This window comes from Enterococcus sp. DIV1639a (genome assembly GCF_050530445.1).
Taxonomy (GTDB): Bacteria; Bacillota; Bacilli; order Lactobacillales; family Enterococcaceae; genus Enterococcus_B; species Enterococcus_B hirae.
Map to the genome: position 1 here is coordinate 1,961,565 of NZ_CP172886.1, position 24,982 is coordinate 1,986,546.

The 24,982-nt window shown below is 37.3% G+C and carries 22 protein-coding genes and 1 pseudogene; 2 read left to right on the forward strand and 21 right to left on the reverse strand.

Features of this window, described 5'->3' with window-relative positions; genetic code table 11:
• The first annotated feature begins 253 nt into the window (after positions 1 to 253).
• On the forward strand, positions 254 to 1,186 hold the full coding sequence (yidC, locus tag IGJ32_RS08950) for a membrane protein insertase YidC (RefSeq protein WP_010718510.1): 933 nt from the start codon (positions 254 to 256) through the stop codon (positions 1,184 to 1,186).
• Positions 1,187 to 1,395: 209 nt separating this feature from the next.
• On the opposite strand, the gene IGJ32_RS08955 is transcribed toward yidC, so the two are convergent.
• From IGJ32_RS08955 to IGJ32_RS09000, 10 genes and pseudogenes are all read right to left on the reverse strand, one after another.
• The gene (locus IGJ32_RS08955; RefSeq protein ID WP_342081834.1) at positions 1,396 to 2,817 is read right to left on the reverse strand and encodes an oligosaccharide flippase family protein; all 1,422 of its coding nucleotides are present in this window, start codon (positions 2,815 to 2,817) and stop codon (positions 1,396 to 1,398) included.
• Positions 2,818 to 3,987, reverse strand: a complete 1,170-nt coding sequence (locus IGJ32_RS08960; RefSeq protein ID WP_342081835.1) for a nucleotide sugar dehydrogenase — start codon at positions 3,985 to 3,987, stop codon at positions 2,818 to 2,820. It lies immediately after the preceding gene.
• A gap of 233 nt (positions 3,988 to 4,220) precedes the next feature.
• Complete coding sequence (locus IGJ32_RS08965) at positions 4,221 to 5,312, reverse strand: glycosyltransferase family 4 protein (RefSeq protein WP_342081836.1); 1,092 nt, start codon at positions 5,310 to 5,312, stop codon at positions 4,221 to 4,223.
• 11 nt (positions 5,313 to 5,323) lie between these two features.
• Positions 5,324 to 5,950 carry a sugar transferase gene (locus IGJ32_RS08970; protein WP_160231545.1) on the reverse strand — a complete coding sequence of 209 codons (627 nt, stop codon included), beginning with the start codon at positions 5,948 to 5,950 and terminating at the stop codon, positions 5,324 to 5,326.
• Positions 5,943 to 7,061, reverse strand: a complete 1,119-nt coding sequence (locus tag IGJ32_RS08975; RefSeq protein ID WP_342081837.1) for a DegT/DnrJ/EryC1/StrS family aminotransferase — start codon at positions 7,059 to 7,061, stop codon at positions 5,943 to 5,945. Before IGJ32_RS08975 ends, IGJ32_RS08970 begins: the two co-directional genes overlap by 8 nt.
• Before the next feature lies 1 nt (position 7,062).
• Positions 7,063 to 7,693 (reverse strand): annotated as a pseudogene (locus tag IGJ32_RS08980) (acetyltransferase).
• A gap of 168 nt (positions 7,694 to 7,861) precedes the next feature.
• Complete coding sequence (locus IGJ32_RS08985) at positions 7,862 to 9,679, reverse strand: polysaccharide biosynthesis protein (protein WP_010718517.1); 1,818 nt, start codon at positions 9,677 to 9,679, stop codon at positions 7,862 to 7,864.
• An 11-nt stretch (positions 9,680 to 9,690) separates the two neighbouring features.
• Positions 9,691 to 10,455, reverse strand: coding sequence for a tyrosine-protein phosphatase (locus IGJ32_RS08990; RefSeq protein WP_010737946.1), 765 nt, complete (start codon positions 10,453 to 10,455; stop codon positions 9,691 to 9,693).
• Positions 10,456 to 10,474: 19 nt separating this feature from the next.
• Positions 10,475 to 11,170, reverse strand: a complete 696-nt coding sequence (locus IGJ32_RS08995) for a CpsD/CapB family tyrosine-protein kinase (protein ID WP_010718519.1) — start codon at positions 11,168 to 11,170, stop codon at positions 10,475 to 10,477.
• Between the two features lie 10 nt (positions 11,171 to 11,180).
• A complete protein-coding gene (locus tag IGJ32_RS09000; RefSeq protein ID WP_010737948.1) occupies positions 11,181 to 11,960 on the reverse strand; it encodes a YveK family protein in 780 nt (259 codons plus the stop codon).
• A 252-nt stretch (positions 11,961 to 12,212) separates the two neighbouring features.
• Between IGJ32_RS09000 and IGJ32_RS09005 the strand changes: the two genes are divergently transcribed.
• Positions 12,213 to 13,121, forward strand: a complete 909-nt coding sequence (locus IGJ32_RS09005; RefSeq protein WP_002324522.1) for an IS982-like element ISEfm1 family transposase — start codon at positions 12,213 to 12,215, stop codon at positions 13,119 to 13,121.
• A gap of 728 nt (positions 13,122 to 13,849) precedes the next feature.
• Here the strand turns inward: IGJ32_RS09005 and glyS are convergent.
• From glyS to IGJ32_RS09060, 11 genes are all read right to left on the reverse strand, one after another.
• On the reverse strand, positions 13,850 to 15,925 hold the full coding sequence (gene glyS, locus IGJ32_RS09010; protein ID WP_096708865.1) for a glycine--tRNA ligase subunit beta: 2,076 nt from the start codon (positions 15,923 to 15,925) through the stop codon (positions 13,850 to 13,852).
• A 1-nt stretch (position 15,926) separates the two neighbouring features.
• Positions 15,927 to 16,844, reverse strand: coding sequence for a glycine--tRNA ligase subunit alpha (gene glyQ / locus IGJ32_RS09015; RefSeq protein ID WP_342081838.1), 918 nt, complete (start codon positions 16,842 to 16,844; stop codon positions 15,927 to 15,929).
• Positions 16,845 to 17,199: 355 nt separating this feature from the next.
• Positions 17,200 to 18,012 (reverse strand): DNA repair protein RecO, encoded by an 813-nt coding sequence (recO, locus tag IGJ32_RS09020; RefSeq protein WP_010718523.1) that lies wholly within the window; start codon positions 18,010 to 18,012, stop codon positions 17,200 to 17,202.
• Between the two features lie 161 nt (positions 18,013 to 18,173).
• Positions 18,174 to 19,073 carry a GTPase Era gene (gene era / locus IGJ32_RS09025; protein ID WP_010718524.1) on the reverse strand — a complete coding sequence of 300 codons (900 nt, stop codon included), beginning with the start codon at positions 19,071 to 19,073 and terminating at the stop codon, positions 18,174 to 18,176.
• Positions 19,074 to 19,085: 12 nt separating this feature from the next.
• Entirely contained in the window at positions 19,086 to 19,493 is a 408-nt protein-coding gene (locus IGJ32_RS09030) for a diacylglycerol kinase family protein (protein ID WP_025480126.1), read from the reverse strand.
• Entirely contained in the window at positions 19,477 to 19,953 is a 477-nt protein-coding gene (gene ybeY / locus IGJ32_RS09035; protein WP_025480127.1) for an rRNA maturation RNase YbeY, read from the reverse strand. Before ybeY ends, IGJ32_RS09030 begins: the two co-directional genes overlap by 17 nt.
• Positions 19,954 to 19,994: 41 nt before the next feature.
• Positions 19,995 to 22,190 carry an HD family phosphohydrolase gene (locus IGJ32_RS09040; RefSeq protein ID WP_010718527.1) on the reverse strand — a complete coding sequence of 732 codons (2,196 nt, stop codon included), beginning with the start codon at positions 22,188 to 22,190 and terminating at the stop codon, positions 19,995 to 19,997.
• Between the two features lie 18 nt (positions 22,191 to 22,208).
• Entirely contained in the window at positions 22,209 to 23,180 is a 972-nt protein-coding gene (locus IGJ32_RS09045; protein ID WP_010718528.1) for a PhoH family protein, read from the reverse strand.
• Positions 23,181 to 23,641: 461 nt separating this feature from the next.
• On the reverse strand, positions 23,642 to 24,088 hold the full coding sequence (locus tag IGJ32_RS09050; protein ID WP_010718529.1) for a GatB/YqeY domain-containing protein: 447 nt from the start codon (positions 24,086 to 24,088) through the stop codon (positions 23,642 to 23,644).
• A gap of 26 nt (positions 24,089 to 24,114) precedes the next feature.
• Positions 24,115 to 24,312 carry a 30S ribosomal protein S21 gene (gene rpsU, locus IGJ32_RS09055; protein WP_010718530.1) on the reverse strand — a complete coding sequence of 66 codons (198 nt, stop codon included), beginning with the start codon at positions 24,310 to 24,312 and terminating at the stop codon, positions 24,115 to 24,117.
• A gap of 165 nt (positions 24,313 to 24,477) precedes the next feature.
• Entirely contained in the window at positions 24,478 to 24,906 is a 429-nt protein-coding gene (locus IGJ32_RS09060) for a Fur family transcriptional regulator (protein ID WP_010718531.1), read from the reverse strand.
• Positions 24,907 to 24,982 lie beyond the last annotated feature (76 nt).

The following is a 24,982-nucleotide window of genomic DNA, read 5'->3' on the forward strand; positions in this document are numbered from 1 at the left end:
ACGATAAAGGACTTTTTTAAAGAAACAACGTGCCTTCTCTCTTCTAATCGTCCCTCACTCGTTTGATCGTTTTTGCTTCTGTTTAACCGATGGCTTTTCTCCCTTTCCTTTTTGTGGTTTGACAAATAACTTTTTTATTTTTTTAAGACCATATAAGTAGGAATCTATGAATTTTCTATAAAGTAGATTGAATTGTGTGTGCTTTTTTAGTATAGTTAATTTTGTGTAAAAATTATAAAAGAGGAAGTATTTTATGAATAAATGGAAAAATTGGGTATTGGGTTCTGGCCTTGTCACAGTCATGCTTTTCTTATCTGGTTGTGTTCGTCTGGATTCAAATGGTAACCCTGACACATCAGGTATCGTGTACCGAGTATTAGTCCATCCAATGGGACAAGCGATTACATATTTAGTGGAGAACTTCAACTGGTCCTATGGTTGGGCTGTTATTTTAATGACAGTCATCGTTCGTATCATCATTTTGCCATTAGGTATTAGTCAATCGAAAAAGACAATGATCCAATCTGAAAAAATGCAAGCATTGAAGCCGCAAGTCGAAGCCGCTCAACAAAAACTAAAAACGGCGACTACTCGTGAAGAACAAATGGCTGCACAAGCTGAAATGCAACAAGTTTATCGTGAAAATGGGTTAAGTATGACTGGCGGGATTGGCTGCTTGCCTCTCTTGATCCAAATGCCGATCTTTTCAGCCCTTTATTTCACAGCTCGTTATACAGAAGGCATTCGTGAATCCTCTTTCTATGGGATCGACTTAGGACACCCTAGTTTTGTATTAGTTGCGATTGCTGGTGCTGCTTATTTACTTCAAGGATATATTTCAACAATCGGTATCCCTGAAGAACAAAAGAAAACAATGCGTACGATGCTTATTGTTTCGCCTGCGATGATCGTTTTCATGTCGATCAGTGCGCCAGCTGGAGTCACACTTTATTGGGTAGTTGGTGGTATCTTTAGTTGTTTGCAAACCTTCATTACAAATGTCATCATGAAGCCTAAATTAAAAGCTCAAGTGGCAGAAGAGTTAAAACAAAATCCACCGAAGCAAGTCGTAACACCTCGTAAAGACGTGACACCTGCGGATAGCGAACAACCAGTGAAGAAACAAGTCAAAGCACCTAAAAACCAAACAGGTCGAAACGCTGGAAAACAACAAAAACGGAAATAACTAAGCATTTCGTTTATTTCTCAAAATAGCTAAAATAAAAAAGGAAGAGAGAACGCCTCTCCTCCTTTTTTATTTTGTCCTCTGATCATTGACTATTCTTCGCTATATTGCCGAATCAATGGTTCGGATTGAATGAAAATCAGTGTAAACATTTTTCTTTTCACTAGCAGCAACCACTTTCAAGGTCTTTGACCTGTTGTTTGTCATCATTAGATTTTCTTTTTGATCCTCAATAAATCAACTAGTGGATTGACTTTGGTTATCGTTGTGATTGCGAGATAGATCGGACAAGCAATGACGAATTGGATCAGATTGGTTCGGATATTACTCGTTAAATGACCTGTTAAAAACCTGGTGATCAAACACATGATCAATCCAGCAATTATAAACATCCCGATTTTTCTGAGAGAAAAGGTAAACGTCGTCTGTTTCAGAAAAGCTCTTGTTCTTACAACTGTAACAAAACTTTCGGCGAGAATAGTTGAAAATACGACGCCCAAAAAGCCAATAGACGGCAATAGTATGAGATTTGCCACAAGATTGATGATAGCTCCAATGATTACTGAACGATTATACTCTTTAACCTGACCGATTGGCATTAGATATTGTCTAGAAATCGCCATGCCTAAAGGAACGATCACAATCAAAACCGTAAAATAAGGAATAATTTGAGTGATGTAGCTAAATTTTTCGCCAAAAAACCAAGGAACGAGCTTGTCATAAACTGTCAACATCCCAAACATGATTGGAATCGAAAAAAACAATTGTAAATGAATCGTTTTTTCCATCGTGCGAACGATTTTCTCCATATTTTTTTTTGCAAAAAAACTTGTCATATGGGGAAGTAAGACGATGTCTAAGGTAGTTATGATCGTGATGAATACGGTATTCAATTGCAGAGAATTGGTAAAATAGCCCACTGCAACACTTCCTAATGTGAAACCTAAAAGTGTCTTATTCAAATTGGTATACAACATGATCGCAATTTGAGGAATAAAATAATCAAAAGAGCCCTTAAAATGACTAAGACTTTTCTTTAAATCAACTTTCGTCAAATGAATGTATTTAGGAATAAAGAACCAGACACTCACTTGTGAACAAACTAAACCTAGTCCTTGAATCAAGGTATACTTTAACGTGTCGTCTTCGTTTTTAATCAAGAAAAGAATGAGAAAAAACGTGACTAGTTGGACTACTAAATTAGCTATACTAGTTTTCTTAAAATCTTCAATTCCCATAAAAAACCAAGATACGTCAAATAATACGGCAAAAATCGCCAAGGATTGGACAAACAAATACGAACGATTATTTAATAAAGAGGCAACAATAAAGTAAGCGACTATGACAATTAAGCTCGCTAATGCCTTAAAAAGCAGAATTTCCCAAAAAACTTCTGATAACGCTTCTTTCTTACGGTTGTAAGTCAAAGTTATTTCCCGGTTCCCGTACATCGTTACCCCTAGCCCCGCAAACAAAACAAAATATTGGACAATTGAAAACGTATAATTATAAAGACCGATCCCACTTGGCCCTAAAGCATTAGAAACGATTGGAATGGTAATAATCGGAAGAATGATTTTCGTCAGTTGAAACAAGCTCTGATAAAAAAAATTTTTGGCTATATTTTTCATTTATTCATCCCGTCTAAAAATATCTCTCGTATAGACTTTTTCGATCACATCTTTTAATTGATGGTCCATCCGATTTGAGACGATCACATCCGATAGTTGTTTGAATCGCGCAAGATCCGAAACGACAGGCGCATGATGAAATTCTTCAACAGGTAACGTTGGCTCATAGACAACCACCGAAACTCCTTGTTCCTGGATTCGTTTCATGACTCCTTGAATCGATGAATAACGGAAATTGTCTGAATCGGCTTTCATCGTTAACCGATAGATTCCCACAGTCTTAGGCTTTTGGGCTAAAATTTGTTCTGCAATAAAATCTTTTCTGGTTGTATTTGCTTCAACGATCGCTTGGATAAGATTGTTAGGCACATCGGTATAATTTGCTTTCAACTGTTTCGTATCTTTTGGCAAACAATACCCTCCATAACCAAATGATGGATTATTGTAATGAGAGCCGATACGTGGGTCCAGTCCGACGCCTTCAATGATTTGTTTCGTATTTAAGCCTCGTATCTCCGCATAACTATCCAATTCATTGAAGTAAGCCACACGCAACGCCAGATACGTATTTGAGAATAACTTGATTGCTTCCGCTTCTGTTGAATGAGTCAATAAAACTGGGACATTTTCTGCTTGCGTATTCTTTTTGAACATATTCGCAATCTCTGTCCCTCTATCTGAACATTCTCCTACAACAATGCGGGAAGGATAAAGATTATCGTACAATGCTTTACCTTCACGTAAAAATTCTGGTGAAAAAACAATATTTTCTGTTTGATATTTTTTCTTTAATTCGGCCGTATACCCTACTGGTACCGTGGACTTAATGATAAATTTTGCTTCTGGACGAATGGCGAGAGCTTGTTCAATGATGCTCTCAATCGATGAGGTATTAAAATAATTTTTCTTTTCATCGTAATCAGTGGGTGTGGCAATAATCAAATAATCACCAAAAAGAACCGCTTCTCGGAAATCCTTAATAAATTCGATTGCTAGGTCTTCTCTTTGAAGAAAATTATGTACTTCACGGTCTTCAATTGGTGACTCCTTCTTTTGTAGTCGTTCGATCTTTTCTGCTACGATGTCATAAGCTTTGACATTCTCATGCTGGCTAAGTAATAACGCATTGGCTAGCCCTACATAGCCTAGGCCGAAAATTGATACGTTCAATTGGTTTCACCTCTATAATTAGTTTTATTAACATAAAAAACACAAACTAGAACGTTATTGGTCGTTCTTCGTTTCATTCGCTTTATAAAAAACAAAGCCATTTACTTTTCCTTTGAACCCAGGCTCATTTCGTCAGTCACTCTTACAAATAATCAAAACATTCTTGAGGTTAAGAGCTTTTCACCTCATTTTCCCTGTTTAAGTGCTTTTTTTATTTTGTGAAATTCCTTTAGTTATAAAGTTTCATAAAGTTCTGCTACTTGATTGAGGATTACATTTTCGCTGAATTGTTGGATATGAGCAGCAGCGTTCTCGGAATATTTTGTAACAGGTAACGTTCCAGAAAAAAAATCTTGAAGAATATTCACTAGTTCTTCTGACTCTTTGACATCAAACAATTTTCCTGTGTTCTCATCATAGATCAGATCTTTATTGCCTCGTATATTTGAAGCGACTACCGGTAAACCAACGCTCATAGCCTCCATGATCGATACGGGCAATCCTTCTCTTAAAGAAGGAAAGAGAAATAGATCACTCATTTTCATGATCTCAATAATATCCTTACGATATCCGAGTAAACTGACTTTCTTTTCCAAACCTAAAAATTTAATTTTTTGTTCCAGCGTTTGTTTTAAAGGCCCCGTTCCACAAATAAAATAGTGGAAATCTTGATCTTTAAATGAAGCGAGTGCATGAATCACCAGTTCGTGGTTTTTGTTTTTATTCAATTCACCGACTGAAAGGAGTACTTTGGTTGTTGGCTGAGCTAGTGAAAGTACCTTACTTTTTAGCCGTTTATCAACCAAGGTTTTCTCGAACTTTTCGACTTGGATTCCAACCCCCTGAATCAAATGAGTTTGTGTTGCTTTAAATTTTTGTGAAGCAAGCAAATAATCTTCCTGATTAATGGTAATAAGCTTACTTGTATAACGAGATAAGTATTTTTCAACTGGGTAATAGACGAACCAATTAAGCATTGGAGCTCCTTGATAAAAGTGAAACCCGTGTGCCGTATAGTAGATAGGAATATTGATCCGCTTGCAAGCAAGTCTTGTCACCATCGAAGCAACTGGCGTATGCGTATGTACGATATCGATATTCTCTTCTTTGATCAGCTGTTTGATTTTCTTATAGGCTAAAAGATTGCTTTTAGCTAATGGATTCCTATTGAATGGTATTTGAAACACAGGTATTTTTTTATCAGAAAAATAAGATGCCAACGGTTGTTCAAGCGCACATGCCACACTCACTTCATGTCCATTTTTGATTAGTTGATCAATATGTGGGATTAAAAAAGCATTGAGTGTATTGGAGATCGTCGTCACATATAAAATTTTCAGTATGGTTCATTCCCTTCAAATTTTTCACTTGTTGGTCCAAAATTTGAGCTAATCCCTTCTTGTTTGAACACTTTAAGGACTGTTTGTAACAAGATCCAAACATCTTTGCCAAACGAATAACTTTCAACGTACAAACAATCATACGTAAACTTTTCTTCCCAACTGATCGCATTTCTACCACTGACTTGGGCCAATCCGGTCAAACCTGGGCGAATGTTGTGGCGTTTTCGTTGCTCTTCATTATAAAGTGTCAAATATTCTACCAATAATGGACGAGGACCAACAAAAGACATTTCGCCTTTAAAGATATTCCAAAGCTCTGGCAGCTCGTCAAGGCTAGTCGCTCTAAGTAGTTTGCCGAATTTTGTTAGACGAACTTCATCTGGAAGATACGCGCCATGTTGATCTTTCTCGTCTGTCATCGTGCGAAACTTGTACATAAAAAATAATCGTTCATTCTTCCCTGGTCTTGTTTGCTTAAAAATAACCGGTGAACCTAGTTTAAATCGAACACACCCTGCAAGTATGAGCATCAGTGGTGCAAGCAAAAGCAATAAAAGACCTGAGAAAAAAAGATCGAACCCACGCTTTCCAAAAAGTCGATAAAAGGTTGGTTTACTCATAACGCATCACTCGCTTGATCGTTGCAACGACTCTATTTAACTCTTCATCCGTCATTTTAGTATCTGAGGGAAGACAAACTCCAGAAGAAAAAAGCGATTCTGCAACTTCGTCGCCAATAAAATCAAAAGAGTCAAAAACAGGCTGTAAGTGCATCGGTTTCCAGACAGGACGTGCTTCGATCTGTTCTTTTTCCAATTCTTCAATCAAATAAGATGGATCTATTCCTTCTAAGCGAATGACACTCAACCAATAGTTAGGTTCGTTCCAAGAGTTTTCCGGCATAAATTGTATATTAGGAAACTCGGACAATTCTTCTTGATAAAATTGATAGATGGCACGCTTCTTTTGGATTCTTTCATTTAATACTTTTAATTGACCACGTCCGATTCCTGCTAATATATTGCTCATACGATAGTTATAACCGATTTCTAAATGTTGATAATAACGTTCATTTTCACGAGATTGAGTGGCCCAAAATTTGACTTTTTCGATTTTTGATTGATCGTCAGAGATTAATGCTCCCCCACCTGAAGTTGTGATGATCTTATTTCCATTGAAGGAATAAATCCCATAGTCTCCAAACGTTCCTGTATATTTACCTTGGTAAGTCGTTCCTAATGATTCGGCAGCATCTTCAATCAACGTCACTTGATATTCTTGACAGATCTGCATGATTTCAGCTAAGTTTGCAGCTAATCCATATAAGTGAACGACGATCACCGCTTTCGCTTTTGGATATTTTTCTAAAGCTGCGCGTAAATGAACAGGACTCATATTCCAAGTTTCGGCATCACTATCCACAAAAATTGGGACGGCTCCTTGATAAAGAATCGGGTTGACCGTAGCTGCAAAAGTCAAGGATTGACAAATCACTTGATCTCCTTTCGTGACACCTGCTGCCTTTAATGCTAAATGAATCGCTGCCGTACCTGAAGAAAGCGCAGCAACATGCTTGGCTCCCACATGATCTGCCAGTTCTTGCTCAAAACCATCGACGTTGGCACCTAAAGGAGCAATCCAATTCGTATCAAAGGCTTCTTTGACAAACGCTTGTTCATAGCCTGCTTCACTCATATGGGGCGAAGCTAATAATATTCGCTTTTTTCTCACATCAACTCCACCTTTCAATTATCTTTGCTGGTACCCCCCACCCATTTTGAATGATGAGGGATATCTCTGATGACAACACTGCCAGCCCCAATAATGTTGCCATCACCAATCGAACATTCTTGAATAATCTTTGTACCGACACCTAGTTCATTTTTATCTCCTAAAGTGACTGCTCCCGAAATATTGACATTAGGAAAAATGGCATTGTAACTACCTATAATGGAGTCATGACCGATTGTTGAACCAATATTGATCATATTGAAGTCACCGATTGAAATATCTGCAGTATAGGTCGTGTAAGGCATCAATATGTTCCCAATGCCCAGTTGAACATTTAAGCCAATCAATGCGCTAGGGGCAAACAAATTTGGAAAAAGCAAGTGAGGGTTTTGTCGTAACTGTTCATAGATGTTTTCTTTGACCGTCGGAGCCGCAATCCCAAGAAAAACTGCCATTGGTGTTTTGACTTGAAGCAAGTCAGCAATTTTGCCAATCACAGGTTTTCCTAGAACATCGCTTTGCTCACTTTTACGATCATCGACAAAACCGACCCACTGATACTCATTTTGTTGTTGGAGCAAAAAAGCAATTTCTTTACCAAACCCACCTGCTCCTACTATTATTGCATCCACTCGCTTTCTCCTCTCGTTTCTTTTTTTGATGGTCAAACGTTTTTTTACATGCGATTTGAATAACGTATCCCTATGCAATTTTTGATCGCAGGAATCGTATAATCCAGCACATAAAGCAATGATTTTACTACTTTACTAATAGTACGTTCAGCTTAAAACAGCTAGTTTCTATTGATTAGAAGCATTGGCAAAACGAATCACTTCTCTTGCTAATTGTTTCTCATCTTTTGGCAAATGACGGATAAAATCCATCACTTTTTGATTTGAATAACCTTTGATGTTTCCGACAAAAATTTTTTCATAGACAGCTTCATCGTTTCTCTCTTTATCCAACAGTAGTTCTTCATATAGTTTTTCCCCAGGACGGATACCCGTTTCAAGAATCTCAATTTCGTCTTCACGATAGCCACTCAGGCGAATCATATTTTTGGCAAGGTTGACGATTTTGACTGGTTCACCCATATCTAAAATAAAAATCTCTCCACCTTTAGCCAAGACTCCTGATTGAATGACCAATCGACTTGCTTCAGGAATTGTCATAAAGTAACGTGTCATCCGAAAATCAGTAATCGTGACTGGTCCACCTTGCGCAATTTGTTCACGAAAGACAGGAATCACACTTCCTCGTGAACCTAATACATTTCCAAAGCGAACAGCGGAAAATGTTGTTCCATTTTTTTCGTTCAATCCTGTTACAATCATTTCTGCAATCCGCTTTGTCGCTCCCATCACATTAGGTGGATGATTCGCTTTATCTGTTGAGACCATCACAAAATTTTTGACTTTCGCTTGTTTGGCTGCTTCCGCAACATTTTTTGTTCCAAGAATATTATTTTTTACTGCTTCTTTGGGATTTACTTCCATGAGAGGAACATGCTTATGTGCTGCAGCATGATAAACGATATCTGGGCGATAGTTTTGCATGATCTCATTGATTTTGTCACGATCTTGAATATCTGCAATGAGCGGGACGATTTTTGTCTGCTGATTTTGCTGATTCATGCGGAGTTCCCGATCGATCAAATAAATCGAATTTTCCCCATGTCCTACTAGTAATAATTGTGCTGGGGAAAACTGGATAATCTGCCGACAAATCTCTGAGCCGATCGAGCCACCCGCACCAGTCACAAGAATGGTTTTCCCTGTCAAATGACCTTTGATCGATTCAATGTCCAATTCAACTTCATCTCTTTCTAGTAAATCAACTACGTCAATTTTTTTTAATTTTGTGACACTGACTTTTCCAGAAGCGATTTCTTCCATTGAAGGCATCGTGTTTACTTTGACATGCAAGGATTCTACCATTTGAAAGATATTCCTGATTTTTGTTTTGGATAAGGAAGGAATGGCGATGGTAACGATTTGTACATCATGTTTCTTGATTAGTGCAGGGAGGTCTTTGATCATACCGATCACTTTTTTTCCTGAAAGATATGTATTTTGCTTATTAGGATCATCATCAACAAAACCAATGACATAGGTGTCACTTGCTGTTTTTGATCCAAGTAAGATATTTGCCAAAATTCTACCGCCTTCACCAGCACCTACGATGATCGTCTTCTTGGCAGTGGCTCTAGGTTGTAGCTTTGTCTGCTTTTTCTCAATGTAAAGACGCCACTCCAGACGGCTTCCCATGATTAAAAGCAAAGACAAAATATAGGTAAAGATCGTTAGACGTAACATATACTGATGATTGATAAAAAACAAGACAAAAAGATTTGAAATCATAGTGATCGACAAAGAAACAAAAATCGCCCTGATTTCTTCTAAATTCATATAGCGATTGATCCTTGTAAAGACTTTAAATAAACTCCCATAAAACAAATAGAAACCTATTGAAACGCCTGTAGAGATGAACATAAAATCCGTTGATACTTCTGCGAATGGCTTCATGAATCTAATTGTAGCAATGTTTGCCAAAAACAACAATAAGCTATCAACTCCTATCAAAATAGCAATCTTTCTTTTTCTTGTGACTTCAAACACCTTTACTCCCCCTAAAATAACCCAAACTTCTTCTTTTTTATCGCTTGATAAGTTGGATAATGAATCTGCTCCCCATTGATTAAATCTTTGGCGACTTGTTTCATTTGCTCAACTTTTTCGTTATTGAAGTCTTTAGCGATTTGTTCATAACATTCTTTTAAACAAAAAGAACGTCGCTCAACACCGTGAGCATCCGAAGCAATCATTTGTACAAGATTGTACTTGACCATTTTTTTTGCTGTTTTTTGGATTTCTTTGCCAAAGCGCCCCAGATAACTTGGCGCTGTCAGCTGTGTCAAACACCCCATTTCTAGATAAGGCAACAAACGATTCGGATCTTTTGCAAAATAAGTATTACGCTCAGGATGCACGATTACTGGTATTTTTCCTAGTTTCAACAGTTCAAAAAAAAGGTTCTTTGCATATAACGGTACTTCTAATGTAGGAAATTCAATCAACAGATAAGTATCATTTAAATCTGTAAAAAGAAGTTCATCTCGGTGAAGCGCTTCAAGCAATTCTCCAGTAATACGAACTTCTTGACCTTCTAATAACACCAACGGTAAATTTCTTTTATCCAGCTCTTTTTGTAAAGTGGCGACTAGGGGAATGACTTTTTTCTTTTGATTACAATACTTGCCATTGTTATGGTGCGGTGTACATAAAATATGAGTAATCCCTTGTTCAACCGCTTTTTCAGCCATTGCCAGGCTTTCTTCCAGGTTTTGCGCACCATCGTCAACTGCTGGTAATAGATGACAATGTAAATCGATCATTCCCTTTACCTCCTCTTTATCATTCATAATAATAACTTGTATCTTTGCTTTGTTCGACTCCGTTATAAACAATTCCCAGTACCTTTGCCTGAGCCATCTCTAATAATTTTTTGGCTTTCACAACTGCTTCTTTTCGTGAAGTCTTTTCACGTACTACCAGAAGCGTACCATCTGCCTTTGATGACAAGATTTGAGCATCTGTCACAGTTACAATCGGAGGCAAATCAAACATCACGATATCATAGAGCTGACTTGCTTCTACCATTAGTTGATCCATTCTTTTCGAGCTTAACAGCTCTGATGGATTAGGAGGAATCGGTCCACTTGGTAATACCGATAATTCCTTGATTGCCGTTTTTTGGATCCCTTTACTGATCGTTTCAGTTGAACTGAGTAGATTACTTAACCCATAATGATTATTTATTTGAAATGCTTTGTAAATAACTGGTTTTCGCATGTCAGCATCAACTAATAACACTTTCTGACCAGCTTTTGCAAAGACAACAGCCAGATTTGCAGCCGTGGTCGATTTCCCTTCACCTGGTCCAGATGACGTGACCACGATCGTTTTGACTTGTTGATCATTGATTGAAACAAATTGGATATTGGTTCGAATCGTTCGGTAGTGCTCAGCCGCTGCTGATGAAGGATTAGTTAAAGTAATCAAACGAATCGGTTGAAGTAGTGTTTCTTTTTGTTTTATGACGCGTCGCATGTTTTCCCTCCTACACTCTCGAACGAGCTCTACGAGAAGCTCTCGCTTGTTCACCAGTTTCATCGTTTATTGTCACCGGTGCGTTGTTGTTTTTGTCATTTCTATTGAAATCTTTGGCAGTCATTTCTGGTACCGTCCCTAAAATTGGAAACCCTATGACCTCCGAAAGATATTTTTCATCTTTCACAGTCTGGTCGAACAATTCCAATAACAGAGCTATCCCCATGCCAATCATCAGACCTAAAATAAGGCCAAGGGCAATATTTATTTTTTTATTTGGTGACACCGATGTTCCGTCCGCAACCGCTTCAGAAATGATCGATATTTTATCGACATTCATCACATCTTTTGCTTTCGTTTGAAACACCTCAGCTGTGGTATTCGCAATTTTCTGAGCATTATCTGGAATCGAACTAATCGCTTGGATAGAAAACATTTGTGAATTTTCGGATTGATTCACTGTGATTGCTTGTTTGATTTCTCCAACCGTCATTGCTAGCTGATCTTGCGTTTCTAATTGATCTTTCACTTCACTTAAAACTAAGTCACTAATGATCATATCTTTGTAGGTGTTAATCATTTGTAAATTCGTATTCACATCATTGACATTCGTAATATTTGACTGAGGCAACGTGACAATCAATTGGGCTTGTGAACTAAACTTGGGTGTTAAAATAAAGAATGTAACGAAACTTGCTACCGCCAAACCAACTAACGTTGAAATAAATAAGGTCAACAAACGCTTACGAAATACTCCGATGATCTCTTTTATACTAATTGTCTCTTCCATTTCTCTCCACTTTCCTGTTACTTTCCTAAATTCATTTTTCTTTTAACACATGACATCCTGCTGATGTTACTTGTTCTCATAAAATATACTCATTTCAGTGAAGCTTCGTGAGACTTTCATCCTATGAACATACTTAGATAAACCCGTGGTGCTAGTTAATTTTTTCCTAGAGGAAAATGTCTAAACGTGTTGGTAAATCAACAAAAAAACGCATATAGTAGTCTCAAAACTCCCAAGAAATGAGGACTACATATGCGTTCATCAAAATATACTGAACATTATACAGATACTTTTATAACATTCAAGGAAATTATGAGAACTGTTTCTAACATATACCACAATTGTGTACCAGATAAGATTAAAAACCGAAGAAATACTGATCAACTGAAGCAACGCGATACAGTGATTATTGCTTGTGTTATATGGGGCATAATTAATGGCTATACTAGCCAAAGAGCCACGTATAGAGCGGTTTGTTCCGTCTTATTTCCTAATGGTGACTTTCCTAGTAGGAGTCGATTCACTCGCTTAAGTTCAAACTTAGCTTACACTATCAAGATTATTCGATACTTTTTTATCAAGAAGCTCACCAAAGGTGAACTAGTCGGAATTATAGATAGTTTTCCTAGTCCATTATGTAAACCAGTTAGAAATAGACAAGCAAAACTATTGAATCAAATAGCCAAAGTTGGCTATAACTCAACAAAAAAATCTTATTTTTATGGTCTTAAAATTCATATGATCGTTACTAAGACTGGCTTTCCGATTACTTACTCAATCACGAATCCAGGTGTCCATGACGTGAAAGTGTTAGAGACTTTATCGGAAGAAGCGAATCTTCCCAATATCCTAGGGGACAAAGGATATATTAGCCATAAAATCCATGAAAAGCTTGCCCTTAAGGGCATTACTATATCCGTTCCTCCACGTAAAAACATGGATAAATCAGAAAAACTAGACCACAGCTTACTTGGAAAACAAAGAAAAACAGTTGAGACTGTTTTTTCTTCCTTAGAAAAATTAGGTTGTCAAAATTTCAACTCACGTTCTGTTAAAGGGCTAGAGAGTAGATTTGAAAGCATATTACTGGCTTACAGTGTTCTATTAAGTCGAGCACAACGACGTTTTGGAGGAACTTTGAGATATTCTTTAGGATATTAAAATTAACTAGCACCACGGGTTTAGATAATAAAATGACATCGATTTCTAAAAAAATTTTTAGTTTATCATTCAGATGATAATTATTATCATCTAGAGTAAGATACTGGATCCCATCGTTTTAAAAACTTTTTATTCCCAAAAAAATAAATCGTTACTTTATCTAATCGCTTCCAAATCACGGGAAATTTTCTAATTTCATTAGACAAGTAAAGAATTTCTACCTGAGACCCTATTTACTATTATCCCATTCATAACAAGCTTTTCTTGTTATGAATAACAATTTTTCTATATTAATTATACCTAACTTTCATTTTTAAATAAAGGATGATTTAAAAATAACAAAAACTATGCATTTCACTCAATAGCACTGACCGATTGTTCTCTTTTTACCAAAAAATGTCATATTGTTCTGATTCGTGAAAGAAAAGTCGCTTATTGCTAGATAGCATGAATAAAAACGATATACACTACATAAAAAGAGTCTGAGGTATTAAGACCTTAAGCTTACTTTTTACACTAAAATGAGTAATTGCTATGAAAGCATCCACTCTGATACTTTCACAATCTTATCGACGGCGTTCAAAGATCTGCACTTCGGTAATCAGTCAAAAAATAAGCCGAAGCATTTAAAAATAGAAGAAACTATTTTCGGATGCTTCGGCTTATATCTCAGAGCTAGACTTGTCATAACGCTTGTTTCAAATCAAGTTGGCAAAGGGCTACCTGATTTATTTAGTGATAATCTGATCTAAGCTTGCTATTGATAGTGCCATTTCAGCAATTTGTTTCAGCTGTGCCAAACGATTGTTACGGACAGCAGGATCGTCTACCATGACCATGGTTTGGTCAAAATACGTTTCGATCAATGGACGTAAAGCAACAAGTTGATCATAATCTTCTTTCAGCGTTTGTGTACCAAATTGTTTTTTCATTTCTGCTACCGCTTGATAAAGTGCTGTTTCAGCTTCATTTTCAAATAACGCAGGATTAATCTCTGTTGTCGTTGTTTCTTGCGCTTTCTTCGCTAAATTAACCACTCGAGTCAATGCTTCCATCGATGGCTTAAACTCTTCCTCATCTAAACGTTCTTTAAACAGTTGAGCTGCTGCAAAAACTTTTGTCAAATCGCTTTGTTTTGCATTTAAAACTGCATCAATCACATCGTGTCGGATTTGTTTTGTAGTTAGTAACTGACGGAAACGTCCTTTGATAAAATCAATGACTGCCTGTTGTCCATCCGATAACTGGACGCCAAAACGTTCTTGATCTTCATTGATTGCCTGGTCGATTTCACGTTGTAAACGAACCAATGGAAATGCCCAATTTTTTGCTTCGATGATGCGGACAATCCCATACGCTTGACGACGAAGAGCATACGGATCATTTGACCCACTTGGGATCATTCCAACTGTAAAGAAAGAGAAGATACTATCTAATTTGTCTGCAATCGCTAATACTGCACCAATTTTGGTTTCTGGTAAGTCACCTTCACTTGAAATTGGCAGATAGTGTTCCTTGATAGCTGTTGCTACAGCTGATGTTTCGCCGTGTAATCGCGCATATTTTTCACCCATGATCCCTTGAAGCTCTGGAAACTCACCTACCATGTTGGTCACTAAATCAAATTTATAGATTTCAGCAGCACGTTGTAAATCCGTTAACTCTTCTGGTGATAAGCCGACAGATTTACCTAAAATACGAGCAATAACTTGTACTCGTTGCATTTTTTCGTAGATGCTTCCAATTTTTTCATGGAAAGTCACTGATTTTAATTTATCAACAAAAGTATCGATTTCAATCTTTTTATCTTCATTGTAGAAAAACTCTGCATCTTCTAAACGAGCAGTCAATACTTTTTGATTTCCACGGATCACGTTTTCTAGTTTGACACGATCCCCATTTCGAGCAGAAATAAAATGTGGCAAGAGTAATCCTTGGTCATTTCTTACTTCAAAATAACGTTGGTGCTCCTTCATTGAAGTAACCAATACTTCTTCAGGGACAGACAGATATTTTTCTTCAAAATCGCCAGCAAAAACTGTGGGATATTCGACTAAATTATTCACTTCTTCTAATAACTTTTCGTCTAAATCGATCGTCCAATGGTTTTTCTCTGCTAATTCTGTTGCTTGTTGGACAATCATTTCTTTTCTTTTATGTGGCGCAGCTATCACGAATTGTTCTTGTAATTTTTCTTCATACTCATTGGCATGAGCGAAACGAACTGTTTCTCCTAAGAAACGATGACCACGTGATGTGCGATCTGTTGTAACATCTAAAATCTCGAAAGGAATCACTTCATCATCTAGTAAAGCAACAATCCAATGAATAGGACGAATATATTCGAAGTCAAAATTTGCCCAATGCATCGTAACAGGAAATGTCAAACTTTTGATGACATCTGCAAGTCCAGTCAATACTTCTTTCGCTGGTTGTCCATGTGTATATTTGGTTACGTACACATACTCTACACCCTTCAGCTCTTTAAAGGTAATATCGTCAGTCGTCAAACCTTGACCACGTACAAACCCTTCTGCGGCTTTCGTCCAATTTCCATCTGAATCCAATGCGATTTTTTTAGCCGGACCCTTTAATTCTTCTTCGCTATCTGCTTGACGTTCTGGGATATTGGTTACTTTGATCGCTAAACGTCTTGGCGTTGAAAAAGTTTCGATTGTATCATAAGACAATTGGTGTTCATCTAAAAACTTTGCTGTTTTTTGTTCCAGTTGTTTCATGCTTGGTGTAACTACATGGGCAGGCATTTCTTCCAACCCGATTTCTAAAAGTAACTCTTTTGCCATGTTATTCAGCCTCCTTAACCGTTTCTGGATTTGCTGTGTTTTTATTCAATAAAGGAAATCCTAATTTTTCACGCTCTGCCACAAAAATCTTTGCAACAGATTTTGCCATATTTCTGATACGTGACAGATAACCAGCACGTTCTGTGACAGAAACTGCCCCACGAGCATCTAATAGATTGAATGTATGGCTGCATTTTAAAATGTAATCATAGGCAGGATGAACTAAGTTTTCATCAATGCATCGTTTGGCTTCTTTTTCAAAACGATCAAAATTACTTAATAATAGTTTTTGATCACTGACTTCAAATGAATACTTGGAGTGTTCGTATTCAGGCTGTTTGAAAATCTCCCCATATTTTACGCCATCTGACCATTCAAGATCATAGACACTTTCTACTTCTTGGATGTAGGATGCCAAGCGCTCCAAACCATAAGTAATTTCAGATGTCACTGGTTTACATGGCAGACCGCCGACTTGTTGGAAATACGTGAATTGTGTAATTTCCATTCCATCGAGCCAAACTTCCCAACCAACACCGGCACAGCCCATCGAAGGGTTTTCCCAGTTATCTTCGACAAACCGAATGTCGTGTTCCAAAGGATCGATCCCCAATAAACGTAAACTTTCTAAATAAAGTTCTTGGATATTTTCAGGTGATGGTTTCATCACTACTTGGAACTGATGATGTTGATACAGACGGTTCGGATTTTCCCCATAACGACCGTCGGCTGGGCGACGAGAAGGCTCTACGTATGCTGCATTCCAAGGCTCTGGTCCAATTGCTCGTAAAAAGGTATATGGGCTCATTGTACCTGCCCCCTTTTCTGTATCATAGGCTTGCATCAACATGCACCCATTTGATGACCAAAATTTTTGTAACGTCAAGATCATGTCTTGTACAGATAATTTTTTGCTCATTTAAAATGACTCCTTCCACTTCTAAATAGTTTGCTGAGAATTTGAAACAACAAAAAGTCCCTATGCTTGTCTAAACAAACATAGGGACGAATAACTTCGCGGTTCCACCCTACTTCCGAAAATTTCGGCAGCTTCATTGTCAGTACTCCCAAGTGCCTCTTCAAAAACCGACAGCATTCGGCTCACACCCTCCCGAACTCGCTTTTGCTACGTATTTTTTACTGATCTTGTTCAACGTACTTTATTCTTTTATTTAGCCAATCAATTTTTTGTACAAAACTCTCATTTATCTAGGTTCCATAATAGACGTATAGTTAGGCTTTTGTCAAATAGTTTTGAATGTTGGTTGAACATTCTACTCATTTTTTTGGTTTTCAGAAGCACTTTCTCCTTCCGGATCAGGTTTTTTTAGGACATGTTCCCATGATTTCATTTGATCAATGAACTTTTTACTTTTTAGATGAATCCCTACGTATTCTTCGTATAACTGGTCAATCAGTTGCCTGATCGTTGCTTTAGTTTCGTCTTTTAAATTGATCCCTGTGATCTTATCATAAGAAATAGCAGAGAACATACGCACGAAATAAACAGCTCTTGGATCTGCATGATAACGACGGTGATCCATTGACCAATGTTCTTCGCACAGCACGCCTCCATATTTGGAAGAATAATCAAATTTACCTTGCGTTTTGCCACACACCACACAATGTGTCCAAATCGGTGCAATCCCAAAGCGTTGCAATAATTGTACCTCAAAGATGTTAGTGATGATTTCCGCGTCGTCCCCCTGATCCATCCGTTGCAATGCTGCTTGTGTAAATTGAAAAAGATGGGGATCATATTGATGGTCTTCGATCGCTGCATCCACTAAGTTTAACAAATACGTGCCGTAACCACTTAAAAAAATGTCTTCTTGAATTTTTCTAAAGGAGTGAACATCTTTTACGCTGGTTATAAACGAAAGTCCTTCACTTTTAAACGTACCAATGTAGATTCCTTCAGTAAAAGGGAGCAGTGCAGGGGCTAATGGTTGGTTTTGCCGGTGAATTCCTTTGACATAAAACATCAGTTTCCCCGCAGACTCAGTAAAAATTTTCACTAATTTGTCTTTTTCTTTATAATTTCGACTGGACAATATGATCCCTTTTGATTCAGCTAGCTGGCTCATTTTTTTCGCCCCCCTTTTAGAAAAAGAATAAGGAAAAGAAAAATCATTCACTGAATCATTTTCCTTTCCCACTTATTCTACTCATTTTCTTGTCTTCTGACTTTTACACGCGGTTTCGTCTATCGAATAATCACGTTCAACTCATTTTTATCTACTTAAAGTTAATATTCCTCTTTGCGGTAACCAAAATCTTGTAAATAAACTCTTTTATCGCGCCAATCTTTTTGAACTTTAACCCATAGTTCTAGAAATACTTTGTCACCAAGCAAATTTTCAATATCTTTTCTTGCTTTCGTCCCAATTTCTTTTAGCATTTTACCACCTTTACCGATGATAATCCCTTTTTGACTATCACGTTCAACGATAATGGTTGCTTGAATTTGGATTTTATCATTTTCATTGCGTTTCATTGAGTCAACAACAACAGCCACTGAATGTGGGACTTCATCTCTAGTCAAAAACAGGACTTTTTCACGAATCAATTCCGAAACGATAAAGTATTCTGGATGATCCGTTACTTGATCATCCGGGAAGTATTGAGGACCTTCTGGCATCTCAGCGATCAACACTTCCATTAGACGGTCCACATTGTTCCCTTCGGTAGCCGAAATCGGTACAACTTGTGCAAAAGGCATTTGTGCCGAATAATCTTCGATGATTCCTAATAATTCATCTGGATGAACTTTATCGATTTTATTGATAATCAAATAAACAGGTGATTGAACATTTTTTAATCGTTCAATAATAAAATCATCCCCACGTCCACGTTTTTGATCCGCACTGATCATAAATAAGACAGCATCCACTTCTCTTAGTGCACTGTAGGCTGATTCTACCATAAAATCACCCAAACGATGTTTTGGTTTATGGATTCCCGGAGTGTCGATAAAAATCAACTGTGCTTCTGGTGTCGTATAAACGCCTTGGATCTTATTTCTGGTCGTTTGTGCCTTGTCACTCATGATAGCAATTTTTTGCCCAACGATTCGATTTAATAGTGTTGATTTGCCAACATTTGGTCGTCCCACAATAGCGACAAAACCTGATTTATGTTCTAACATATTATTCTCCTTTTAATTAAAAAACATTTGATAGATTTTAGGTACAAATAAAATGAGACCGACGATCACTGCAAAACAAGCGGTGACTAACACTGCTCCTGCCGCCATATCTTTGATTTTTTTCCCAATTGGATGGAAATGAAAATCGGTAAACATATCCACTACATTCTCAAAAACAGTATTTAAAATCTCAACGATCCACACTAGAAAAACTGCTAAAACTAACCACAGCCATTCTAGTTGATTCAGTTGAAATACAACTCCCATAAAAAACGCCAGCAACCCAAAACCTACATGTTTTTTCATATTACGTTCCTCATCAAAGACTGTTTTAACCCCTTGAAGAGCAAATTCTACTGACATAGCGAAGTGCTTATTTTTCTCAACCTTTTTCTCGCACTCTTTATCTTTTAAGTCCATAAGCATCTAAAATCTCTTTCTGTAAACCAAACATCTCTGCTTCATCTTCGGGTGTCATGTGATCATAACCATTGATGTGCAAAAAGCCATGCACTGCCAAAAATCCCAACTCTCGATCATACGAATGACCATATTCTTCCGCTTGTTCCTGGGCACGCTCAATTGAGATCATGATATCTCCTAATACTCGTGGTAAAGGATTATCGCCTTCTTCAAAAATCACGGGAATTTCGTCTTCCCCTTCGTCTTCTAATGCAAAACTAATCACATCTGTTGGGGCATCTTTGCCACGGTAGACACGGTTGATTTCTTGGATTGCTGCATTGTCCATAAAAGTAACAGACATTTCTGTTTCCTCGGATAATTTCAAATGAGCCGCTGCAAATTGCAGAAGGTCCTCGATCTCCTTGATTTTTTCTGTTGAAACTTTCTGTGTTTCATCCATAAATGTGATGTCCATATTTATCGCTTCTTTCTTACTTATTGCTGATATTTTTTGTTTTAGCCGTTTTCTTTTTCTACTTTCATCGTTTCCGCTTCCGATTTCATTTTAGGATATTTGATCCGTGAATGGAAGGTACTACTTAACCCACTGATTAAAGATTTTTCCACTTTGCGAATTTCTTTTAATGTTAAACCACTATCATCAAGTTGACCATCAGAGATTCGTTCTTCAATCAAATTATGGACAAATTTTTCGATTTTTTCACCTGTTGGATGATCCATTGCCCGTACTGCCGCTTCACAACTATCTGCAATATTCACGATGCCGGCTTCTCGGGTCTGTGGTTTGGGACCAGGATAACGAAATTGTTCTTCGGTGACTTCAGGATTTCTTTCTTTTGCCTTGATATAGAAATACTTCATCAATGTTGTTCCATGATGCTGTCGGCAAATATCGATTACCATTTGCGGCATGCCATATTCCTCTAAAATTTTCGCTCCATCGGTCACATGACCAAAAATGATCTGTTTACTATCTTCAGGTAATAAGAAATTATGTGGATTTTCAGCACCAGAAGGCAAGTTTTCTACAAAAAAGCTAGCATGTTTGATTTTACCAATATCGTGGTAGTAACAAGCTACACGTGTCAATAATGACCGCCCATTGATCTCAGCCACAGCGTTTGCGCTTAAATTGGCGACCATCATACTGTGATGATAAGTTCCTGGTGCTTCTTCCAATAGCTGTTTTAACAATGGATGGTTAGGATTACTTAACTCATTCAAGACGATCACACTATCATCGTTGACCATCAATTCGATATACGGATGTAATCCCATCGTTAACAGATACGACAGCAAAGCCCCCATAAAGCCACAAATCAGTGTTAACCAAGTTGTTCCATTACTAAAGCTCATACCTTGATAAACGATCAACACAACATCCATCATCAACGGAAAAATAATGACCCACATCATAGCTGAAAACCATTGTTCTGACACTCGTTGGCGTTTTAAAACCGTCGCTAATAAACCTGAAAAAAGATAAGCCATCAAGATAACGGTCAAAAAGTTGGTCCCAATCGAGCCATAAAAAATAAACAATGCAGATACGGCTTGGAACAAGGCAGCCATGATTCCTGCCCTCCGGTTCAAAAAGAAATTTAAAACTAAAGGAACAAAAGCTGCAGGATAAAACAGCGGGATAAAAGCTGCTTGTTCCGTTTGGAATAGTTGGAAAAATTTCATTAATAACACACTGATGGACATAGCCGTAACGTAAAAGAGAACATACTCTGTTCGTTTTCCGGCTTCATGGTACTGCATTGAGTTGTAAACTAAAACAGCAATTTGCAATAAGACTGCTAAGATCATTGCTACTAAAGGAAAAATTGACGTTGTTTGACTGGTCAATCCTAATAATTCAAGCTTTTTCATTGCATCTGCATCGATTTGATTTCCTTCACGAACAATGATTTCGCCTTGATAGATCATGACCGGTTGAACCGCACTCCTTGCTGATTGTTTCAATTCCTCTGTTTTCTTTTCATTTAAGACATCATTTACGACGATTCCTTGATCGACAAGATAATGGATCGTTTGTTGTTGGTCAGGTGTCACGTTCAAATATTGGATCTGTTCTTCCGCCTGTTGCTTGAAGGTTTCTAAATCACTTTCTCGAACTTGTTTTTTCATTTGTTCATTGATCAATCGAAGACTTTCATCTCGGACTGTCGCAATTTGACTATCTGACATACTAAAGATTTTTGTGTAAAAATTAGTCGGTAATTTTTGATAAAATGCCACGTTTTCAGCATTGGCATTTTCAAAACTTTTCTTTAAAGCTGCAATTCGTTCGTCGATAGTTGGCTTAGGAACATTTTCATCTTCTTTTGCTTTATCTACTTTTTCTTTATACGCTTTATTGATCGAATCATTTGTTTTATTGATCAATTCAAAAAGCTGCTTGATGCGACTACTTTGTTCACTAGCTAAATCTTGTTGATACGTATATTCTGGCGTAACAGCTTCCGCTGCTAATTTTCTTTTTTGTTCGGTTTCTTCTGTATTCTCAATCGTTTTATTCGCACGGATACTTTCTTCTGCCACTTGTCCTTCTCTGAAGTCATTGGCTTTTTGCTTGACACTACTAAACGTGACGCCACAAACGATCACAAAAAACAAAAGCAATAAGAAAGGCATTGCCGCCTTTCCTAATTTTGCTTGCAGTTGTTGGAGTATTTTATTCAACATTGCTTATCCCCCTAAGCCTTACTCTTGATGAAGATCTGCCTTTTCATAAGCTTTGATGATTTCGGCTACAACAGGATGACGAACGACGTCACTTGCTTCAAAATTGACAAAAGCAATTTTTTTGATTTGTTTCAATGTACGTTCTGCATGGATCAAACCACTCATCGTCCCTTTAGGTAAGTCAATCTGACTTGTATCGCCGTTTACGATCATTTTTGATTGATACCCCAAACGAGTCAAGAACATTTTCATCTGTGCCACTGTTGTATTTTGAGCTTCATCTAGTATTACAAAAGCATCGTCAAGTGTTCGCCCACGCATATAAGCTAATGGCGCAATTTCGATGATCCCACGCTCCATCAAACGATTGGTATGATCTAAACCAAATATTTGATACAGTGCATCATACACTGGACGTAAATAAGGATCAACCTTTTCTTTCAGATCACCCGGTAAGAAACCAAGATTTTCTCCTGCTTCCACCGCTGGACGAGTCAAAATGATTTTTTGGACTTCGCCTTTTTTCAACGCAGCAATTGCTAAAACGACAGCTAGAAATGTTTTACCTGTTCCAGCAGGACCGACACCAAATACGATGTCATGTTTAGCAACTGCCTCGACATATTGTTTTTGTCCACTATTTTTCACTCGAATCGGTTTACCATTGCGGTCTTTGACGATTTCTTCTTCATACATTTCAATGAAGTAATCCAATGTCCCTTTTTGCCCCATTTTTAAGGCAGTAACAACATCAGGTGTACTGACATGTATCCCCCGCTTGATCAATTCTTGTAAGGTACGTATCACCGATTGTGCTAACGAAAGCCCCGGCTCTTCTCCAATAATCTGGATCATTTCGCCTCTCGTATGAATCGTTGTTTCAGTCATTTCTTCAATTAATTTTACATGTTTGTCATGCGAGCCTAACAACATACTGATATCGTCAGCAGCTGTTAATCTAATTTCTAAAGAACTGGATGCTTCTGTCAAAAATAGACATCTCCTTTACTTCAATTCATTCCTTCCTATTTTACCATATTCATAAAAAACTATATAGCAAATAAAAAAGGTTGTCTCACTCCTTATTCGTTTCATTCATTTTAACCTAAAATTACTTTGCTGAACTTCCATGATTTACTTTATGTTATTCCATGATTGAGAGATTCCTGCCTATCAATAAATAGCTTTTACTTAATAGATAAGGCAAAGAACCAATCTAACCAAGCCTAGATCTATCGAGTGAGGAAGAGAGATAGAAGAGGGATATGTATGATTGCATGGGTAACAAGGCGTACCGATTGATGTTGCCTTGGCGCTCACCTTGAGGAAATTGGGACATGCATGAAAAAAAATCTAAAAAAAATAAGTCTGATTTTGACGTTGTGGATCAAAATCAGGCTTATTTTCTTTTTAAGAGAGGGCGGTTGTCCCAAACTCTTTAAATGATAAGTTTAAGATTGTAATAGCTCTTTCACAATCGCATTCACTTGGTTCCCATCTGCTTTTCCTTTGACTTTCGGCATGATCGCACCCATGACTTTGCCAAATTCTTTGACAGAAGAAGCTCCAGTTTGTGTAATCGCTTCTTGAACAAGTTGACGAATATCATCCTCAGAAAGTTGTTCTGGCATGTATTTTTCAACAATTACTATTTCACTTTTCACTTTTTCAGCTAAATCGTCACGTCCAGCTTCTTCGAACTCATGTAAAGAATCACGCCGTTGTTTCATTTCACGAGACAACACTGTTAATTCTTCATCTTCAGTCAAGTCGTGACCTTCTTTGATTTGCTCGTTTTGAATGGATGACTTAATCATACGTATGACTTGTAAAGATTCTTTATCTTTTGCTTTCATCGCTGTTTTCATGTCATCGTTCAATCTACTTAGTAGTGACACACTACCAACTCCAATTCATAAAGGAACTAGTTTTTTTGCGTTTTTTTGCGTTTTTTCGCTGCTTTTCTAGCTGCTTCAGATTTTTTCTTACGTTTTACGCTTGGTTTTTCGTAGAATTCACGTTTACGAGATTCTTGTAAAGTACCCGCTTTTGACACGGAACGTTTGAAGCGACGAAGAGCATCGTCAATTGATTCGTTTTTACGAATGACTGTTTTTGACATGTTAATTCCCTCCCTCCGAGCTTAAAAAGTAACCGTAATTGTTATTGAAATTATAATCCAAAAAACAAGACTGTTCTATAAAACATTATATCTAATGCTGATTTGACCGTCAAGGGAATCTTTGGATTTTTTAAAATAATGATATGTTATTTTATTATAAAACAACTACTGACAGTTTTCACATCGACCGAAAATTTCAAACCGATGCCCTTCGATCGTACAACCTGATAATTGATTTTCAAAATAGTCCATTGGACACATATGGATTTCTTTTGTCATCCCACAAACGGTACAAATAAAATGATGATGGTGACCGATCTCTCCCTGGCAACAATGAAAGCGAAACTTCATTTCGCCATTCAAATCGGTTTCTTCTAATAAGTCTAACTCAGAGAAATCATGGAGATTACGATAAATCGTATCATAACTCACTCCTTTAAATTCCTCATTCATAAAATCAAATACTTCTTTTGCTGACACATAACGATTTCTTTTGACCAAATAAGTCAATAATGCTTCTCGCTTTTTCGTGTATTTAAATCCGTTATTTTTCAAAATTTCTAACGATTGTTCGATTAATGTTTGGTTTTTCAAGTCTTCCCCTCCAAATCAAAATGATTACGAAGTACATATTCCACAGTATGGTATACTAAAGATAAAAAAAATGCAA

Excerpts from the sequence above, each read along its gene's own strand:
- IGJ32_RS08970 (WP_160231545.1), bottom strand. The coding sequence starts at position 5,950 with ATGAGTAAACCAACCTTTTATCGACTTTTTGGAAAGCGTGGGTTCGAT.
- yidC (WP_010718510.1), top strand. The coding sequence starts at position 254 with ATGAATAAATGGAAAAATTGGGTATTGGGTTCTGGCCTTGTCACAGTC.
- IGJ32_RS09005 (WP_002324522.1), top strand. The coding sequence starts at position 12,213 with ATGCGTTCATCAAAATATACTGAACATTATACAGATACTTTTATAACA.
- IGJ32_RS08955 (WP_342081834.1), bottom strand. The coding sequence starts at position 2,817 with ATGAAAAATATAGCCAAAAATTTTTTTTATCAGAGCTTGTTTCAACTG.
- ybeY (WP_025480127.1), bottom strand. The coding sequence starts at position 19,953 with ATGGACATCACATTTATGGATGAAACACAGAAAGTTTCAACAGAAAAA.
- IGJ32_RS08990 (WP_010737946.1), bottom strand. The coding sequence starts at position 10,455 with ATGATCGATTTACATTGTCATCTATTACCAGCAGTTGACGATGGTGCG.
- rpsU (WP_010718530.1), bottom strand. The coding sequence starts at position 24,312 with ATGTCAAAAACAGTCATTCGTAAAAACGAATCAATTGACGATGCTCTT.
- recO (WP_010718523.1), bottom strand. The coding sequence starts at position 18,012 with ATGAGCCAGCTAGCTGAATCAAAAGGGATCATATTGTCCAGTCGAAAT.
- era (WP_010718524.1), bottom strand. The coding sequence starts at position 19,073 with ATGTTAGAACATAAATCAGGTTTTGTCGCTATTGTGGGACGACCAAAT.
- IGJ32_RS09030 (WP_025480126.1), bottom strand. The coding sequence starts at position 19,493 with ATGGACTTAAAAGATAAAGAGTGCGAGAAAAAGGTTGAGAAAAATAAG.
- glyS (WP_096708865.1), bottom strand. The coding sequence starts at position 15,925 with ATGGCAAAAGAGTTACTTTTAGAAATCGGGTTGGAAGAAATGCCTGCC.
- IGJ32_RS09040 (WP_010718527.1), bottom strand. The coding sequence starts at position 22,190 with ATGTTGAATAAAATACTCCAACAACTGCAAGCAAAATTAGGAAAGGCG.
- IGJ32_RS08995 (WP_010718519.1), bottom strand. The coding sequence starts at position 11,170 with ATGCGACGCGTCATAAAACAAAAAGAAACACTACTTCAACCGATTCGT.
- IGJ32_RS09000 (WP_010737948.1), bottom strand. The coding sequence starts at position 11,960 with ATGGAAGAGACAATTAGTATAAAAGAGATCATCGGAGTATTTCGTAAG.
- glyQ (WP_342081838.1), bottom strand. The coding sequence starts at position 16,844 with ATGAGCAAAAAATTATCTGTACAAGACATGATCTTGACGTTACAAAAA.